The following is an 18110-nucleotide window of genomic DNA, read 5'->3' as shown; positions in this document are numbered from 1 at the left end:
GCTTAAGCCCCTCGCTCGAAACGCGTGGTGCGCAATTCAATGCGGCGCAGCACGAACTGACTGAACAGCGTGATAATCAGATAGATCGCCGCCGCCACCAGATACCAGGTAAACGGCTCTTGCGTGCGCGTAGCGATACTTTTGGTTTGCAGCATCAGGTCATTCACGCTGATCAGCGATACCAGCGCAGTATCCTTCAGCAGCACCAGCCATTGGTTGCCCAAACCGGGCAGCGCGTGACGCCACATCTGCGGCATGATCAGGCGCAGGAAAATCGCCGACTTCTTCATGCCCAGCGCATGGCCCGATTCCCATTGACCCACCGGCACCGCTTTCAGCGCGCCGCGCAGGGTTTGTGACGCATAGGCGGAATAGAGCATCGCCAGCGCAATCACACCACACAGGAAGGGACTGACGTCGAAGTTTTCAATCTGCACCTGCACCGGAATAGATAACAGGCCGAGATTGATGTGGAAGCCATCGGAGAGCGTCAGCAGCAGCTGTGAGGCGCCGAAATAGATAAACAGCACCACCAGAATTTCCGGCAGGCCGCGAATCAGCGTGACCAGCGCGGTACCGAGCCACGCCAGCGGTTTCCAGCGCAGCGATTCCCAGCCAGCAAAAATCATCGCCAGCACAAGGCCGGCGATCAGTGCACAAACGGCAAGGCCGACGGTCATACCGGCGGCGCTTGCGAGTGGAATCATTTCATTCATCAGAAATTACTGCTGGAACCATTTGCTGTAGATGGTTTTGTAGGTGCCGTCAGCTTTGATCTTCTCCAGCGCCGCATTGAACTTGCCCTGCAGCTCGCTGTTGCCCTGACGCACGGCAATACCTAAACCGGTACCGAAGTAATCTTTGTCCGTCACTTTCTCACCCAGCGGCGCGAGGTTGGCGTTCTGCTTCAGCCACTCGTTCACTACCGCGGTGTCACCGAATACCGCATCGATACGACCGTTTTTCAGATCCAGCACGGCGTTCTGGTAGCTGTCGTAAGGCACAACGGTGATGTCGCTGTGTTTGTCAGAGAGGTATTTCTGGTGTGTGGTGCCGTTCTGCACGCCTACACGTTTGCCTTTCAGCGCGGCCACGTCAGCCATTTTGCCTTTCTGCGCGATGAAGATGGCAGAGTTGTCGTAGTACGGCTTGGAGAACAGCACTTGCTTCTCACGATCTGGCGTGATGTCCATGCCCGCCATCACCGCGTCAAAACGACGGAACTTCAGGCTGGGGATCAGGCTATCGAACGCCTGATTGGTGAAGGTGCAGGTCGCATCCATCTCTTTACACAGCGCGTTAGCCAGATCGACATCAAAGCCCTGAATTTTGTTGTCAGAGTCGACGAATTCAAACGGAGGATAAGAAGCCTCGGTAGCAAAACGCAATGTCTGTGCCGCTGAAGCGCTCAGGCTCAGGCCAGCAAGGAGGGCAGCAATTACAACTTTTTTCATTAGAAGCATCCTGACTTAATGCGAAAGATAATTAGCAAACGCGTCGGTTTGCGGCTGTGTAAAGTGACTGGCATCGCCTTGCTCAACAATGTGACCGTTTTCCATATACACCACGCGGCTGGCGGTTTTACGCGCCACTTCCACTTCGTGCGTCACGATCACTTGTGTGATGTTGGTCTGTGCCAGCTCACGAATAATGCTGACGATCTGGGCGGTGATTTCGGGATCGAGCGCAGCGGTCGGTTCATCAAACAGCAGCACCTGCGGCTCCATCATCAGCGCACGGGCAATCGCTACGCGCTGCTGCTGGCCGCCGGAAAGATGCAGCGGGAAGCGATCGGCGTAAGGCGTCAGGCGCAGACGGTCCAGCAGCTTTTCAGCACGCGCACGCGCGGCGTCCTTGCTGAGGCCGAGCACGCGGCACGGCGCTTCAATCAGGTTTTGCAGCACGCTCAGGTGCGGCCACAGATTATATTGCTGGAATACCATGCCCACGTTCTGCCGCAGCTCGCGAATCGCGCTGTCGGAAGGGGCTTTGGTGAAATCAAACTGGTTGCCGGCAATCTGCAGGCTGCCGGAGCGTGGTTGCTCCAGCAAGTTGAGGACGCGCAGGAGCGAACTTTTACCCGCGCCACTCGGGCCGAGCAACACCAGCGTTTCACCCTGCGGACAAGCCAGGTTGATATCGAACAGGGCCTGATGGGTACCGTAAAAACAGTTTATGGCGTTTAGTTGAATACTCATGCGCAAAAAATGAATAGTAATTAGTGTCGCGGATTTTAACGTCACCAGAATAGTTATGCAATTGTGGTGGGTTAATATTTATTAAAGAGCAGTGAAACCTCCAAAGCGTAGCACAAAATCGCGCAACTCAAGGTGGATGAGGGCTGGCGAGCCCTATTTTGTTCACAAAATATCAACAAAAAGCGCCGCAAGGATGCGGCGCGCTAAACAATGGTATTAACGGCGGGAAAAGTGAACGGTTACTTTTTCGCTTCCAGCAGCTGCGTCAGCGAACCGCCGCCAGCGTGGGGCACCTGGCCGACATAACGCACATCATCAACCACCCAGCAGGTGCCTTCGTGGATCATCAGCACTTCATCTTGCCAGGTTTTGCTGTCGCGGCTCAGCTCAACCCGCAGCGGAATATTGCGCGCGTCGCGGTTAGGAATGGTGGATGCGCTGGCCACGTCCGCTGAAGTTGGGCCTTGCGCCAGGCTGGAAAAGAGATCGCCGCGGGTCCACGCCGCTGGTTTCGGATTCTGGCTGCTGGCACTCAGCAGCTTTTGATACAGGCGATCGCTCAGGTAAGGGCGATATTTCGCCAGTGTGTTGCTGTCTGGCAAACCTTGCGTCGGCTGGCTGACGCGTAAATCGTAGAACTGTTGCGCCACGCTGTCCGGACCCCCGTCAACGCAGGCAGCGGTGCGCGGGCCATTATCCTTAATCACTGGCTCAACGGTGGTACAAGCACTTAGCAGCAACGCTGCGGGAATAAGCAGCGCAAAGGCATTGTTTCTCATCTCGATTTCCTTATTGTTCACTGGCAAAGCGCCATTTTTAGCATAGAGTATAGCCTTGCTTTTAAGCGCTACGAGCTGATTCAGAAAAGGAGAACACCATGAAATTTTCTACAACGCCCACGCTGGAAGGACACAGCATCAGTGAATATTGCGGCGTGGTCGCCGGTGAAGCGATTCTCGGCGCCAATATTTTCCGCGATTTCTTCGCCGGTATCCGCGATATCGTCGGTGGCCGCTCTGGCGCCTACGAAAAAGAGTTACGCAAAGCGCGCCAGATCGCCTTTAAAGAGCTGGAAGAGCAGGCGAAAGCGCTCGGCGCCAACGCGGTGGTGGGCATCGATATCGACTACGAAACTGTCGGCAAAGAGGGCAGCATGTTGATGGTGAGCGTCACCGGCACCGCCGTGATTATTCGCTAATGCGCGTGGTTGTCCTGCTGGCGATGGCGCTGTTACTCAGCGCTTGTCAGTCATCGATTGAAGCGCGCCACGGTTACTGGGTGGATACCGCGCATCCGGCGCAGGGCGCGCGGCCGCGTATTAAGGTGGTGGTGATTCATTACACCGCTGAGGATTTCTCCAATTCGCTGGCGACGCTGACCGATCGGGAAGTTAGCGCGCACTACCTGATTCCGCAGAATCCGCCGCATAAAAACGGCAAGGGCGTGGTGTGGCAATTGGTGCCGGAAAGCCAACTCGCGTGGCACGCAGGCCCGAGTTTCTGGCGCGGCGCAACGCGTATTAATGACACTTCGGTTGGTATTGAAATCGTCAACAGTGGTTATCGTCGAACCTTAACGGGTTTGCAGTGGCAGCCCTTTACGCCGCAGCAGATCAGCGCGCTGATAGCGCTGGTAAAAGATATCACTCAGCGCTACGGCATCGCGGCGGAAAATGTGGTCGGGCACAGCGATATCGCGCCGCAGCGTAAGCAGGATCCCGGTCCGCTGTTTCCCTGGCAGCAGCTGGCAGAGCACGGTTTAGGCGCTTGGCCCGAGCAGGCAACGGTGCAGCGCTATCTTAACGGACGCGCGGCGGATGAAGGCGTGGATCAGGCAGAACTGCTGGATGTGCTGCAGCGCTATGGCTACGACGTGGCGGCGGCGACCACGCCGCAAATGCAGCGCAAGCTGATTGCGGCGTTTCAAATGCATTTCCGCCCGCGTGATTATCGCGGCATCGCCGATGCAGAAACCCTGGCGATCGCCCGCGCGTTATCAGCGAAGTACGGTGCGGCGCAGTGATACGCGGCATTGGTCGCCATAAATGGCGGCCCTTTGTTTACTGCTGCAGGAATGCCTGCCAGTGCGCCACCAGCCGTTGCAGATCCTGACGGCTGACATCCAGATGCGTGACAATACGCGTTACGGGCCCAACGCTGATTAGCACATCGCCCGACTGCATCCAGCTTTTCAGCGCGTCAACTTTCTCTGTTGGCACCTTCACAAACAGCATGTTGGTGTGCTGATTGAGCACTTCAACACCGATGGCGCTGAGCTGCTCGCCTAACCATGCCGCATTATCATGATCCTCTTTGAGACGCGCGATATTGTGCTTCAACGCATACAACCCCGCCGCGGCCAGAATGCCCGACTGGCGCATGCCGCCGCCGGTCATTTTGCGCCAGCGACGCGCTTGCTCAATGTAGGCCTCATCGCCACACAGCAGCGAACCAATTGGCGTGCCGAGGCCTTTTGACAGGCAGATGGTTAAGGTGTCGCAGTAACGCGCAATCGCTTCCAGCTCCACATTCTGTGCCACCACGGCGTTAAAAATACGTGCGCCATCAATGTGCAGCGCCAGCTTATGCTCGCGGGTGAGAGTCCACGCTTGCTCCAGATAGCTGAGCGGCAGCACTTTACCGTGATGGGTGTTTTCCAGGCTCAGAAGACGGGTGCGGGCGAAGTGGAAATCGTCGGGTTTGATGGCGGCGGCCACCTCCGCCAGCGGCAGGGAACCATCTTCCGCATGCAGAATTGGCTGTGGCTGAATGCTGCCAAGCACCGCTGCGCCGCCGGCTTCATATTTGTAGTTGTGCGCCTGCTGACCCACGATATATTCATCGCCGCGCTGGCAGTGACACAGCAGCGCAACCAGATTAGCTTGCGTGCCGGTGGGGAAGAACAGGGCGGCGGCTTTGCCGCTCAAGCGTGCGGCTTCGACTTCCAGTGCGTATACGGTGGGGTCATCGCGGTAGACATCATCGCCGGTTTCGGCTGCCATCATGGCATCGAGCATGGCAGCACTTGGGCGGGTTACGGTATCACTGCGTAGATCGATCACGTCGCTCTCCTGAAATAAAAAAGCGGGCGAAGTGCCCGCGTTATCGTCATGTCTGGCCTGAATTGTTTTACCTCAGCCAGTTGGTTTTCGCCAGCTCCACGATCTCATCACCGCGTCCATTCAGAATGGCACGCATCATGTAGAGGCTGAAACCTTTGGCCTGCTCGGCTTTAATCTGCGGCGGCATCGACAACTCTTCTTTGGCGGTAATCACGTCAAGCAACACCGGGCCATCGTGCGCAAAGGCTTCCTGCAGCGCGCCGTTAAGATCGGAGGCTTTCTCGACGCGAATGCCTTTGATGCCGCAGGCGGCGGCGATGGCGGCGAAATCCGGGTTTTCGAGGTCGGTGCCGTCGGTCAGATAGCCACCGGCTTTCATCTCCATCGCCACAAAGCCCAGCACGCTGTTATTGAAGATCACCAGTTTCACCGGCAGCTTGAGCTGCGCCACCGAAATGAAATCGCCCATCAACATGCTAAAACCGCCGTCGCCACACAGCGCCACCACCTGACGCTGCTTGTCCAGCGACTGCGCGCCCAACGCCTGCGGCATGGCGTTGGCCATCGAACCGTGATTGAACGAGCCGATCAAACGACGTTTGCCGTTCATCTTCAGATAGCGCGCTGCCCACACGGTTGGCGTGCCGACGTCGCAGGTAAAGATGGCGTCGTCATCGGCGTATTCGCTGATTTGCTGGGCCAGATATTGCGGGTGAATCGCCAGCTTATCGTTAGCGGTGGCCAGTTCGTCCAGCCCTTTGCGCGCATCGACATAATGCTCCAGCGCTTTGTCCAAATGCTGACGATCGGTTTTGCTGGTGAGCTGCGGCTGCAGCGCATGCAAGGTGGTTTTGATGTCACCCACCAGCGCCATATCCACATGGCTGTGTGAGCCAAGGCTGCCCGGATTGATGTCGATCTGAATGATTTTGGCATCGGCCGGATAGAAGGCGCGGTAGGGGAATTGCGTCCCCAGCAGCACTAAGGTATCGGCATTCATCATGGCGTGGAAACCAGAGGAGAAGCCAATCAATCCGGTCATGCCGACATCGTAAGGGTTATCATATTCGATGTGCTCTTTACCGCGCATCGCGTGCACAATCGGCGCTTTTAGCGTTTCTGCCAGCTTCACCACTTCGTCATGCGCGCCAGCGCAACCGCTGCCGCACAGCAGGGTGATATTTTTCGCTGCATTCAACGTTTCAGCTAAGGCGGCCACTTCGCTGGCGGTTGGCACCACGTGCGGCAACTGCGGCGGATACCATTCGCTGCGTGCGCTTTCCGGGGCCGGCTGCAATGCCACGTCGCCGGGGATCACAATCACTGATACGCCACGATTGAGAATCGCTTTACGCATCGCAATGCCCAGCACCTGCGGCAGCTGCTCCGGATTGGAAACCAGCTCGCAATAGTGGCTGCATTCGCGGAATAATTCTTGTGGGTGGGTTTCCTGAAAATAGCCGCTACCAATTTCGCTGGAAGGAATGTGGGCGGCGATGGCCAAAACCGGAACGTGATTGCGGTGGCAATCAAACAAGCCGTTGATGAGATGCAGGTTGCCCGGTCCACAGGAACCGGCGCATACCGCCAATTCACCGCTGATTTGTGCTTCAGCGCCGGCCGCGAAGGCTGCCACTTCTTCATGGCGCGTCGGCATCCATTCGATGGTACCCATGCGATTCAGGCTGTCGCTCAGCCCGTTGAGAGAGTCACCGGTGACGCCCCAAATGCGTTTCACGCCGGCGTTTTCCAAAGTTTTTGCCAGCATTGCCGCCACAGTTTGCTTCATCGTTATGCTCCTTTCTGGTGTTGAGCCATCCATGCCGATGGCGAAAACGTGTCAGTCAGAAAGCGTAGACGATGAAGCCGGCGTGCAGGCGTGAAAAAATGCGTTATGCCGAGAACAGGGCGATAAGGATTGGCGCCAGCAAACTCATAATAAAACCGTGCACAATCGCAGCGGGCACGATCTCCATGCCGCCGGTGCGTTGCAGGATTGGCAGCGTGAAATCCATCGAGGTTGCGCCGCTCAAGCCCAGCGTCATGCTGCGTTGACGGGTGATCAGCAGCGGGATCAGCATAATGGTGATCAGCTCACGCAGCAGGTCGTTGAAGAAGGCGGCGCTGCCTATCACCGGGCCGAACGATTCGCTCATCAGAATGCCGGAGAGCGAATACCAGCCGAAACCGCTGGCTAACGCCAGGCCGGTTTTGATCGGCAGATCCAGCAGCAGCGCGGCCATTACGCCGCCCACCAGCGCGCTGCACAGCGATACCAGCGCCACCAGCATGCCGCGCCGGTTGATGGTGATTTGACGTAGCGTCATGCCGCTGCTGCGCAGCTGAATACCGACCAGCAATAGCATCAGCATCAAGGCGTATTCACTGATGGTCGAGGCGTGACGCAGCGGCGCCCATTGACTCAAACCGAGCAGAAAGCCCGCCAGCACCGAACCGCACAGCTTGAGCGACTCCAGCGCCATGTGCAGACGCGACGGCAGCGCTTGTGGCTTGTGCTGATGACGCCACGGCCAGCGTCGCTCCAGCAGCCACAGCGCCAGCAGCGAGCAGGCAAGAATGCTCAGCATGCTCACCAGCGCGATGTGGAAAATGGCCAGCAAATTGCTGCTCAGGTTATCGAGGAATGCCAGGCTGGTGCCCATAAAGAACAGAATGATGTAGACCAGCGCGCTCAGCGTGCGGGCAACCGCCTGTAAAAGCGTGGTGTGGCGCAGCGGCAGCAGATAGCCGAAAATCAGCGGCAAAAGGATGATAATCAATCCGTACATGTGAGGTTTCTATCCATGATTTGCGGGCTGCCACGCTAGCGAAAAACGGTTGAAGTGTAAACCTTTTCCCCTGGCGCTGACTTGACCAACGCAGCGTGGCGGACCATGCTCAGGCAAAGTAGCAGATGGAATGTATGATGATTCTGGAACATATCGATATTCACGGTTTTCGCGGTATTAATCGGCTGTCATTGCCGTTGACCAACACCAATGTGTTGATTGGGGAAAATGCCTGGGGTAAATCGAGCCTGCTCGATGCATTGACGCTGTTGCTGACGCCCGCCGCCGAGCCTTATCAGTTTAGCGAACACGACTTTCACTTCCCGCCCGGCGACATTGATGCCCGCATGCGCCAGTTGCAGCTGGTATTTCGTTTTCGTGCCCAGAGCGATGATGAGAGTGCGTTGTTTCAGCCCTTCTGGCAGCACGATGAGCATGGACGCTATATCCGTTTCAGCACGCGTGCTAAACGTCAGGATCAGGGTGTAAAAACCAGCTGGCGTTTCATCGATCAGCATAACGATGTGTTGCCAGCGGCAGGCACTGACGCAGCGTTGGCACATCTGCGCGCTTATTATCCGGTATTGCGTTTACGCGATGCGCGTTTTGGTCGCCGTAACCGCCATGCTCACAGCGATGCGGAGCGCCGCGCGACGACGCTGACGGCATTGGCGCAGGAAGTGGAAAAGCTGACGCGCGATTTGGTGGTGCGTCCGCAAACGCTGAGTGACAATCTGCTGCGTCAGGGATTGCATACTATGCAGCAGCTGCTGGAACACTATTTTCTGGTGCAGCAGTCAGGCAGCAGCGCGCCGCGCGTGGCACCGGAAGTTCGCGATGGCAGCGAAGGCTGGCGATCGCTGGATAAACTTAATCACCTGATTGCCGGCACCGAATCACGCAGTCGTCAGGTGATTCTGCTGCGCATGTTCTCGCTGTTGATTCAGGCGCACGGCAACGAGCCGCTGCCGGCGGGTGCGCATCCGCTGCTGCTGGTGGAAGATCCGGAGACGCGGCTGCATCCCATTATGCTGTCGGTGGCGTGGAATTTACTGGAACTGATGCCGCTACAGAAAATCGCCACCACCAACTCGGGTGAACTGCTATCGCAGGTGCCACTGGAAAATATGTGTCGGCTGGTGCGTGAATCCACGCGGGTGGCGGCATGGCGCATTGGGCCTGAAGGTTTAAGTGCTGAAGAGAGTCGCCGTATCGGTTTCCACATCCGCGTGAATCGTCCGTCGGCGCTGTTTGCCCGCTGCTGGCTGCTGGTGGAAGGCGAGACCGAAGTGTGGATTATCAATGAACTGGCGCGGCAGCGTGGCTATCACTTCGCGGCGGAAGGGGTGAAAGTCATTGAGTTTGCGCAATCGGGTTTAAAACCGCTGCTGAAGTTCGCCCAACGCATGGGCATCGCCTGGCATGTGCTGACCGACGGCGACCAGGCGGGCAGCAAATATGCGGCTACTGCCCGCAGCCAGCTGCCGTCGGCGGCACGGGAAAGCGATCATCTCACGCAGTTTCCGGCACCGGATATTGAACATTTTCTCTTTAAGCAGGGTTTCAGCGATGTTTATTACCAGACGGCGCACCTGCCGTTAAACGCGCCGATGAACACGCGGCGTATTATTAGTAAAGCCATTCAGCACAGCTCGAAACCTGAGCTGGCGATTGCCGTCGCGATGGCTGCGGCTGAACGCGGGCCGCAGGCGGTTCCGCCGTTGCTGGATCAGCTGTTTGCGCGCGTGATGTGGTTGGCTCGCGGCCGGGCGGATTGAGGAAAGGGTGAGATGCGCCAAATAAAAATGCCAGCGTCTGCGGCTGGCATTTTTTTTCGGGAGTGGTCAGAATACGTGAAACAGCATGCGCGTTAAGCGACCGCGGCTTGCGTGGCTTCACAGGGCACGATCAGGCTGGCATGATTGCCTTTTGGTCCTTCATGGACATCAAACTGAACCTGCTGGCCAGCTTTCAGCGTTCTGTATCCCTCCATCTGAATCGTGGAGTAGTGTGCGAAGATATCGTCGCCGCCGCTAATCGGACAGATAAACCCGAAGCCTTTGGCGTTATTGAACCATTTTACTGTACCCGTCTCCATGCTTTTACTTCCCTCGCAAGACATTTTGATAAGTAGGTGAGGTCATCGAAGCTGTGAGTCGAGTTTGTTTAAAACTCAATCAGCTTGTGTTAGTAGAATGTAGAGAAACGGACCTTACCGTCAAGCAAACGGCCCTGGCGGACGGGGATAAATTCATCAAAATTTGAGGCAGTTAACGCTATTGCAAATTTTGTGATACAGGTCGCGCATGTGCTTTTAGGGCCAGTTTTTATCAACTGAAAACCGGCTTGACAGGCATGTTAAACTTTAGGAATGGGCGCAGAGATGTGCACAACCGTAACGCAGAATTTCGACGGAACATTATGGCAAACACAAACGACTGGCTTAATTTTGAACATCTAGCCGAAGATAAAGTACGCGAAGGGTTAAAGCCGCCTTCAATGTATAAAGTCATTCTGAATAATGACGATTATACACCTATGGAATTTGTTATTGACGTTCTGCAAAAGTTCTTTTCTTATGATATTGAACGTGCAACGCAGCTGATGTTGAAAGTTCACTACCATGGAAAAGCAATCTGTGGTGTATTCACTGCAGAAGTGGCGGAGACCAAAGTAGCCCAGGTGAACAATTACGCACGAGATAATGAACATCCGTTGCTGTGTACGCTAGAAAAAGCCTGAAGCCATCTCCATATAGGAGATAGGTTGTCAGAGCGATAATTGGGGGAGGTGCCAAATGCTCAATCAAGAACTGGAACTCAGTTTAAATATGGCTTTCGCCAGAGCGCGCGAGCACCGTCATGAGTTTATGACCGTCGAGCATCTGTTGCTGGCATTGCTCAGTAACCCGTCGGCCAGAGAGGCACTGGAAGCCTGTTCGGTGGATATCGTGGCTCTGCGTCAGGAACTCGAAGCCTTCATCGAACAAACCACGCCGGTGCTGCCTGCCAGTGAAGAGGAGCGCGATACCCAACCTACGCTCAGCTTCCAGCGTGTGCTGCAGCGCGCGGTATTCCACGTCCAGTCCTCCGGTCGCAGCGAAGTCGCAGGCGCGAACGTGCTGGTGGCGATTTTCAGCGAGCAGGAGTCGCAAGCGGCTTATCTGCTGCGCAAACACGAAGTGAGCCGTCTCGATGTGGTGAACTTCATCTCCCATGGTACGCGTAAAGACGAACCCGGCCAGCCGCAGAACAATGCGGAGAATCCGGTTAACGAAGAGCAAGCAGGCGGGGAGGATCGTATGGAAAACTTCACCACCAATCTTAATCAGCTTGCTCGTGTCGGCGGAATCGATCCGCTGATCGGCCGCGATAAAGAGCTGGAACGTACTGTTCAGGTGTTATGCCGTCGTCGTAAGAATAACCCGCTGCTGGTGGGGGAATCGGGCGTGGGTAAAACCGCGATTGCCGAAGGGCTTGCCTGGCGCATTGTGCAGGGCGACGTACCGGAAGTGATGAAAGAGTGCACCATCTATTCACTCGACATCGGTTCGCTGCTGGCGGGTACCAAATACCGTGGTGATTTTGAAAAACGCTTCAAAGCGCTGCTGAAACAGCTGGAGCAGGACAGTAACAGCATCCTGTTTATTGATGAAATTCATACCATTATCGGTGCCGGTGCGGCATCGGGTGGCCAGGTGGATGCGGCGAACCTGATTAAACCGTTGCTCTCCAGCGGCAAAATTCGCGTGATGGGTTCAACGACCTATCAGGAATTCAGCAACATTTTTGAGAAGGATCGTGCGCTGGCGCGTCGTTTCCAGAAGATCGATATCACCGAGCCTTCTGTGGAAGAGACCGTGCAAATTCTTAACGGCTTGAAACCGAAGTACGAAGCGCACCATGACGTGCGTTATACCGCCAAAGCGGTGCGTGCGGCGGTGGAGCTGGCGGTGAAGTACATCAACGATCGTCATCTGCCGGATAAAGCGATTGACGTGATTGACGAAGCCGGTGCGCGTGCGCGTCTGGTGCCCGTCAGCAAGCGTAAGAAAACCGTTAACGTTTCGGATATTGAAACGGTGGTGGCACGTATTGCGCGTATTCCTGAGCAGAGCGTGTCACAAACCGATCGTGATACGCTGAAAAATCTCGGCGATCGCCTGAAAATGTTGGTGTTTGGTCAGGATAATGCGATTGAAGCACTGACTGAAGCGATCAAAATGAGCCGTGCAGGTTTGGGCCAGGATCGTAAACCGGTCGGTTCCTTCCTTTTTGCGGGCCCAACCGGTGTCGGTAAAACAGAGGTTACCGTCCAGCTGGCAAAAGCGCTGGGTATCGAGCTGCTGCGTTTTGATATGTCCGAGTATATGGAACGTCACACCGTCAGCCGTTTGATTGGTGCGCCTCCGGGCTACGTTGGCTTCGATCAGGGCGGTTTGCTGACTGATGCGGTGATTAAACATCCGCACGCTGTGGTGCTGCTGGATGAGATCGAGAAAGCGCACCCGGATGTCTTCAATCTGCTGCTGCAGGTAATGGACAACGGTATGCTGACCGATAACAACGGCCGTAAAGCAGATTTCCGTAATGTGGTGCTGGTGATGACCACCAACGCCGGTGTGCGTGAGACTGAACGTAAGTCGATTGGCCTGATTCATCAGGATAACAGCACAGACGCAATGGAAGAGATCAAAAAGATCTTCACCCCAGAGTTTCGTAACCGTCTCGACAACATTATCTGGTTCCGTCACCTGTCTCAGGAAGTGATTCATCAGGTAGTGGATAAGTTTATCGTCGAGTTGCAGGCTCAGCTGGATGCGAAGGGCGTATCGCTGGAAGTTAGCGATGATGCGCGCGATTGGCTGGCTGATAAAGGCTACGATAAAGCGATGGGTGCGCGTCCGATGGCACGTGCCGTACAGGAAAATCTGAAGAAACCGTTGGCGAATGAACTGCTGTTTGGTTCGCTGGTTGATGGTGGATCGGTATCAGTAGCGCTGGATAAAGATAAAAACCAGCTTACTTATCACTTCCTGAGTGCGGAAAAACGTAAAACCGAAGGTACAGTACACTAAGCGTTTTGCAGATATGAAAAAGGCCGGATGCGAATCCGGCCTTTTTTTTGCGCTAAGTTTGTGCCATCAGCGCGAGATAGAAATATCTACTTAGCGACTACGGAAGACAATGCGGCCTTTGCTCAGGTCGTACGGGGTCAACTCGACAGTCACTTTGTCGCCCGTCAGGATGCGGATATAGTTTTTGCGCATTTTACCGGAGATATGAGCGGTAACCACGTGCCCGTTTTCAAGCTCTACGCGGAACATGGTGTTCGGTAACGTATCCAGTACGGTACCTTGCATTTCAATATTGTCTTCTTTGGCCATCGAATCCTCTGGGTGTACTACCAAACTGTTGAACCGGCAAGATAATGCCGAATTCCATGATTTATGTAAAGAACCGTTGATGATTTTGCCAACGCTTCGCCGTGCGTCGCGCCGTTGCGCGTGCAGTACGGATAAATTAGGGTGTTTTTTGACGTCTGCGGGGGATTAGCGGGCTAAGAATCTGTAGCAATCGGCATCAGTTGCACAATCAAAACAGCTTCGGGAAATGTGTGTGATTCCCAACCTGGCAATTCCGGCTCGCCACAGCGAAGCGCGGACGACATACCAAACTCGCTTATTGTATCACTTTTGTCGGGAATTGTGTGCAAAACATCGGTGACCGATGTCAAAAAAGGGTTTGAGTGTGCCAGCAACTCTCGGAAACCGGTTGCCACGCCAGCGTTTGCACGTACTGCAGATAATCAACGCGAGGAATTTCCACCGCACCGAGGGAAGCGGTATGCGGATTCAGCACCTGACAATCAATCAGCCGGCCCTGATGCGCCAGAAAATGTTGCGCGAACACCCAGAGCGCTGTTTTCGAGGCATTTTCCTGACGGCTGAACATCGATTCACCGCAAAAAATTTGCCCCAGCGCCAGGCCATACATCCCGCCGACCAGTTGCTGCTCGCACCAGACTTCAATCGAATGTGCGTGGCCCAGTTCGTACAACCGCAACCACGCACGTTTCACTTCGAAAGTGATCCATGTCCCTTCCTGACGGCCGCTGGCGCAGCCTTCCAGCACCTGCGGAAACGCATGATTCATGGTGACGCGATACGGTGAGCGCTTATGGAAGCGCGCCATACTGCGGCTGAGATGGAAAGATTCTGGCAGCATGACCGCGCGGGGATCCGGCGACCACCAGAGAATCGGATCGCCAGGAGAAAACCACGGAAAAATGCCTCGCTGATAAGCATTCATCAGGCGGGCAGGGGAGAGATCGCCGCCCATCGCCAATAATCCATTGGGCTCGCGCAGCGCCATTTCCGGTGGTGGGAAATTTAATGAATCTCGTGAAAGCTGTATCAGTCTCATTGCATCAATCACACTCAGGGCTGTTGGCTAAGACTATAGCGTAAAGCGCTGATGGAAACGCCAGTAGCGGCCTGCTTTTGAGATTAATTCGGCGTGCGAACCGGATTCGATAATTTGTCCCTGATCCATAACGCAAATGCGGTCCATGGCGTCTAAACCACTTAAGCGATGCGTCACCATAATCAGCGTCTTGCCGCGGGTGACGTGTTGCAATAACGCCAGAATTTGCTGCTCGGTGTTGGCATCCAAACCTTCGGTGGGTTCATCCAGCAGCCACAAATCGCCATCATGCAGCAGGGCGCGTGCTATCGCCAGACGACGCAGTTCGCCGCCGGACAACGGTCGACCGCCGTCGCCCATCCACGCATTCAATCCTTCGCTGTGTTCGGCGAGATGGGCCAGACCCACCTTGTTCAACGTATCAACCAGTTGCTCATCGCTGGCATCGGGTTTTGCCAGCAGGAGATTGTCGCGCAGCGTTTGGCTGAACAGATGCACGCGCTGTGTTACCACGCTAATTCGGCTACGCAACGAAGCTTCATCCCAGGCGGCGAGATCGCTATCGTTGAGGCTAATTGAACCTTGCTGCGCTTCCCAACCGCGGGTAATCAGCGCCAGCAGACTGGATTTGCCGCAGCCGGTTGGACCGAGCAGCGCCAAATGCTCACCTGCATTTAACGATAGGGAAAAATGCTGCAACACCGGTTCGGGGCGCTGCGGATAGCTGAAGCGGATGTTTTCCATTTTCAGGCTGATACCTGATGGGCTACTGATTTTTGCGCTGGGAAAACGGATCGCGGCGGGCTGTTCAATGATTTCCTGTACCCGCTTAGCGGCGCTGGTCACCTGCGACAGAGGCAGAAACGCTCCGGCAACCGGGGCCAGCGCTTCAAACGCCGCCAGTCCGCAGAACACAAACAGCGCGATCAATGCGCCCGGCGAACTGTTTCCACCCACGCCATTCGCGGAAATCCATAGCAACAGCGTAACCGTCGCGCCGCTGATGACCAGTAACAGACTTTGCGCCAGTGCCTGCAGGCAATGTTGTCTGCGTTGCGCCTGTTGCCACTTCTGTTCATCGCTATCAAGTTGGTCGCGCCACTGTTGTGCTGCACCATAAATTTTCAGCTCAGACAGGCCAGTAATCCAGTGCGTCAACTGCATGCGCCAGCTGGCCTGATGCAGGGCGATTTGATGTCCGGCTGAGGTGCCAAGCCGCCAGAACAGCGGAGGCATGAGCAACAGCGTCAAAAGCATCATACCGCCGAGCAGCAAAGCTAACGGTACATCCAGCAGCGCCAAACCGCAGGTGACCACCACAATTACCACTGCTGCACCGATTAACGGCGAGATCACACGCAGGTAAAGATGATCGAGTGTATCCACGTCGCTGACAAAACGGTTGAGCAATTCGCCATGACGAAAACGAGCCAGCTGTTCCGGCGATAGGGCGATAAGTTTGCTAAAGGTGAATACGCGTAAATGTTGCAGCACGCGGAAGGTGGCATCGTGGCTCACCAGGCGCTCAAAATAACGTGCAGCCGTGCGCGTGATAGCCGCGCCGCGCACGCCGGCAGCGGGCAACATGTAATTGAACGTATAAAGTCCCGCTACGCCCGCCAGCGAAGAGGCGGCAAGGAACCAGCCGGATAAAGTCAGCAATCCGATGCTGGCAAGCAAAGTGATAATGGCGAGAATGATGCCAAGTCCCAAACGCCATGGATGACGGCTAAACAAACGCAGGAAAGGCAATAAATTATTCATTATGCGATCTCCTTCCGACGATGCTGCGCCATTTCACGCAAAGGTCCATCTTGTTCAATCAGCTGCTGCCAGGGACCTTGTTGCACCAGTTGCCCGGCCTGCATCACCCACACTTCATCCCAGCTAGCGAGCTCGTTGAGTTGATGCGTGATCATTAGCGTGGTTTGCTGGGTGGCCGCCTGCTGCAGTGCGCGGATAACATGTTGCTCACTTTGGCTATCCAGCCCAGAACCGGGCTCATCAAGCAGTAGCAGTTGTGCCGGTTTGAGCAGGGCTCGCGCCACGGCAATACGCTGCGCTTGACCGACGGAAAGCCCCACGCCGCCATCGCCTAAAAGAGTATCTAATCCGTTTGGCAGACGATCTAAAAATTCGTCAACGCCCGCGCGCTGCAGAACCGACATGAGCGTAGCGTCATCAATGGGGCTATTAAGCAGCAGGTTTTCGCGTAGCGTTTGCGCGGGTAAATGCGGATTTTGGCCAACCCAGGCAATGTATTGTTGCCAGCTATCGCGGCTGATATCACGCAGTTCCTGCCCGTTAACCTGCAGTGAACCTTGATAGGGCAGGAAACCCAGCAAGACGTTCATCAGCGCTGTTTTGCCTGCACCGCTTTGTCCTACCAACGCCACACGATTACCAGTATCGAGAGTGAAATTGAGCGATTGAGACAGCGCTTCACCGCCAGCAGTCATGACCACCAAATTCTGAGCCTGAATATGCAGCGGTGTAGTGAGAGAAAGCTCGCGAGAAGCATGCTCTTCGTGTGGATCGGGACTTTCGCGTAGAAACTGGTCCAGCGCATCAGCTCCGCCAATCGCTTGCGCTTTGGCGTGATAAAAGGTGCCTAAGTCGCGCAACGGCTGGAAAAATTCAGGCGCCAGAATAAGTGCCAGGAAACCAGCAAACAGCGTTACGCCGGTGCTGTAATGACCAAAATTCAGTTCGCCGAGATAAGAAAAACCGAAATAGACCGCGACGACAGCAATCGCCAGTGAGGCAAAAAATTCCAGCACGGCAGATGAGAGAAACGCCAGGCGTAATACTTCCATGGTACGTTGCCGAAAATCGGTGGTGCTGGCGGCAATTGCTTCTTGCTCTGCCGCAGCGCGATAGAACAGGCGCAGCGTTTCACGTCCACGCAGACGATCGTAAAAATCACCACTTAGCCGGGCGAGAGCAACAAAGTTGCGGCGATTGGCATCTGCAGCGCCCATGCCAACCATCGCCATAAATAGGGGAATCAGTGGCGCGGTGACCAGCAGAATCAATCCCGCCGCCCAGTTAATTGGAAAAATGGCGATCAATATGGCTAACGGAATAAAGAGTGCCAGCGACATCTGAGGCAGATACCGCGCGTAGTATTCCTGCATCTCTTCGATTTGTTCGAGCAGTAGCGTAGCCCAACTGCCTGCTGGCTTACCTTGAATCCAGGCGGGACCGAGCACATTGAGTCGATCCAGAACCTGCTGACGCAGCGCACGGCGAATGGCAACGCCGGCGCGATGTCCTGCCATTTCGCGGGCGTAATGCAATCCGGCGCGCAAAACAAAGCACAGCAGCAGCAACAGAAAATCGGTGAGCAGTGATGCGCGCGGTTGCTGTGCGACAAGCAGATTTTGCAGCAGCGAAGCCAGTAACCAGGCTTGGGCGATAATGACCAATGCGCCAGCAAAACCCAGCAGCGAAGCCGCACGTAAGTTGCGCGCACCGTGATGACGTTGCTGACGGAGCCAGCGGAGAAGTTCTTGTTGCCGTGATTTGTTCATGCGATGCCGTTTGGTAACTCAAAAGAGATGTAAATCCCGGATGAAAACCCAGCAATATCGGGCGCGTGAACTGTAGCACGCAGGTAACAAAAAAGGCGACCAAA

The 18110-nt window shown here is 55.3% G+C and carries 17 protein-coding genes; 5 read left to right on the top strand and 12 right to left on the bottom strand.

The window, feature by feature from the left end; all coding sequences use genetic code 11:
- Positions 1 to 2: 2 nt before the first annotated feature.
- The 4 genes from artQ to PZBJ_RS02205 all read right to left on the bottom strand — a co-directional run bounded on the left by artQ (position 3) and on the right by PZBJ_RS02205 (position 2977).
- Positions 3 to 716, bottom strand: coding sequence for an arginine ABC transporter permease ArtQ (gene artQ, locus PZBJ_RS02220; protein WP_101760979.1), 714 nt, complete (start codon positions 714 to 716; stop codon positions 3 to 5).
- Between the two features lie 6 nt (positions 717 to 722).
- Positions 723 to 1454 (bottom strand): arginine ABC transporter substrate-binding protein, encoded by a 732-nt coding sequence (gene artJ / locus PZBJ_RS02215; RefSeq protein ID WP_008102446.1) that lies wholly within the window; start codon positions 1452 to 1454, stop codon positions 723 to 725.
- 15 nt (positions 1455 to 1469) lie between these two features.
- Positions 1470 to 2198 carry an arginine ABC transporter ATP-binding protein ArtP gene (artP, locus tag PZBJ_RS02210; protein WP_101760978.1) on the bottom strand — a complete coding sequence of 243 codons (729 nt, stop codon included), beginning with the start codon at positions 2196 to 2198 and terminating at the stop codon, positions 1470 to 1472.
- A gap of 239 nt (positions 2199 to 2437) precedes the next feature.
- On the bottom strand, positions 2438 to 2977 hold the full coding sequence (locus tag PZBJ_RS02205; RefSeq protein ID WP_101760977.1) for a lipoprotein: 540 nt from the start codon (positions 2975 to 2977) through the stop codon (positions 2438 to 2440).
- Positions 2978 to 3075: 98 nt separating this feature from the next.
- On the opposite strand from PZBJ_RS02205, the gene PZBJ_RS02200 reads away from it, so the two are divergent.
- Together PZBJ_RS02200 and PZBJ_RS02195 are read left to right on the top strand one after the other, a co-directional pair.
- Positions 3076 to 3396 carry a heavy metal-binding domain-containing protein gene (locus tag PZBJ_RS02200; RefSeq protein ID WP_007887640.1) on the top strand — a complete coding sequence of 107 codons (321 nt, stop codon included), beginning with the start codon at positions 3076 to 3078 and terminating at the stop codon, positions 3394 to 3396.
- A complete protein-coding gene (locus tag PZBJ_RS02195) occupies positions 3396 to 4220 on the top strand; it encodes an N-acetylmuramoyl-L-alanine amidase (protein WP_101760976.1) in 825 nt (274 codons plus the stop codon). The genes PZBJ_RS02200 and PZBJ_RS02195 overlap by 1 nt, the downstream gene beginning before the upstream one ends.
- 37 nt (positions 4221 to 4257) lie before the next feature.
- Here the strand turns inward: PZBJ_RS02195 and ltaE are convergent, their stop codons facing one another.
- The 3 genes from ltaE to PZBJ_RS02180 all read right to left on the bottom strand — a co-directional run bounded on the left by ltaE (position 4258) and on the right by PZBJ_RS02180 (position 8048).
- Entirely contained in the window at positions 4258 to 5259 is a 1002-nt protein-coding gene (ltaE, locus tag PZBJ_RS02190) for a low-specificity L-threonine aldolase (RefSeq protein ID WP_101760975.1), read from the bottom strand.
- Between the two features lie 67 nt (positions 5260 to 5326).
- Positions 5327 to 7048, bottom strand: a complete 1722-nt coding sequence (poxB, locus tag PZBJ_RS02185) for a ubiquinone-dependent pyruvate dehydrogenase (protein ID WP_101760974.1) — start codon at positions 7046 to 7048, stop codon at positions 5327 to 5329.
- Between the two features lie 103 nt (positions 7049 to 7151).
- Complete coding sequence (locus tag PZBJ_RS02180; RefSeq protein ID WP_101760973.1) at positions 7152 to 8048, bottom strand: LysO family transporter; 897 nt, start codon at positions 8046 to 8048, stop codon at positions 7152 to 7154.
- A gap of 137 nt (positions 8049 to 8185) precedes the next feature.
- Between PZBJ_RS02180 and PZBJ_RS02175 the strand changes: the two genes are divergently transcribed.
- The gene (locus tag PZBJ_RS02175; protein WP_101760972.1) at positions 8186 to 9826 is read left to right on the top strand and encodes an ATP-dependent nuclease; all 1641 of its coding nucleotides are present in this window, start codon (positions 8186 to 8188) and stop codon (positions 9824 to 9826) included.
- A 92-nt stretch (positions 9827 to 9918) separates the two neighbouring features.
- On the opposite strand, the gene cspD is transcribed toward PZBJ_RS02175, so the two are convergent.
- Positions 9919 to 10146 carry a cold shock-like protein CspD gene (cspD, locus tag PZBJ_RS02170; RefSeq protein ID WP_007887624.1) on the bottom strand — a complete coding sequence of 76 codons (228 nt, stop codon included), beginning with the start codon at positions 10144 to 10146 and terminating at the stop codon, positions 9919 to 9921.
- A gap of 323 nt (positions 10147 to 10469) precedes the next feature.
- On the opposite strand from cspD, the gene clpS reads away from it, so the two are divergent.
- Entirely contained in the window at positions 10470 to 10790 is a 321-nt protein-coding gene (clpS, locus tag PZBJ_RS02165) for an ATP-dependent Clp protease adapter ClpS (RefSeq protein WP_007887621.1), read from the top strand.
- 55 nt (positions 10791 to 10845) lie between these two features.
- A complete protein-coding gene (clpA, locus tag PZBJ_RS02160) occupies positions 10846 to 13125 on the top strand; it encodes an ATP-dependent Clp protease ATP-binding subunit ClpA (RefSeq protein ID WP_064740732.1) in 2280 nt (759 codons plus the stop codon).
- A 90-nt stretch (positions 13126 to 13215) separates the two neighbouring features.
- Here the strand turns inward: clpA and infA are convergent, their stop codons facing one another.
- From infA to cydD, 4 genes are all read right to left on the bottom strand, one after another.
- Positions 13216 to 13434, bottom strand: a complete 219-nt coding sequence (infA, locus tag PZBJ_RS02155; RefSeq protein ID WP_002211347.1) for a translation initiation factor IF-1 — start codon at positions 13432 to 13434, stop codon at positions 13216 to 13218.
- A gap of 346 nt (positions 13435 to 13780) precedes the next feature.
- A complete protein-coding gene (aat, locus tag PZBJ_RS02150) occupies positions 13781 to 14473 on the bottom strand; it encodes a leucyl/phenylalanyl-tRNA--protein transferase (protein ID WP_101760971.1) in 693 nt (230 codons plus the stop codon).
- 33 nt (positions 14474 to 14506) lie between these two features.
- Entirely contained in the window at positions 14507 to 16237 is a 1731-nt protein-coding gene (gene cydC, locus PZBJ_RS02145) for a heme ABC transporter ATP-binding protein/permease CydC (protein WP_101760970.1), read from the bottom strand.
- Positions 16237 to 18006: a heme ABC transporter permease/ATP-binding protein CydD gene (gene cydD / locus PZBJ_RS02140; protein ID WP_101760969.1), complete on the bottom strand. Its 1770-nt coding sequence runs from the start codon at positions 18004 to 18006 to the stop codon at positions 16237 to 16239. The genes cydC and cydD overlap by 1 nt, the downstream gene beginning before the upstream one ends.
- Positions 18007 to 18110 lie beyond the last annotated feature (104 nt).

It is taken from the genome of Pantoea endophytica (assembly GCF_002858935.1).
In the GTDB taxonomy this organism is placed as follows: domain Bacteria; phylum Pseudomonadota; class Gammaproteobacteria; order Enterobacterales; family Enterobacteriaceae; genus Pantoea; species Pantoea leporis.
This window is presented reverse-complemented; position numbering and strand designations above follow the sequence as displayed.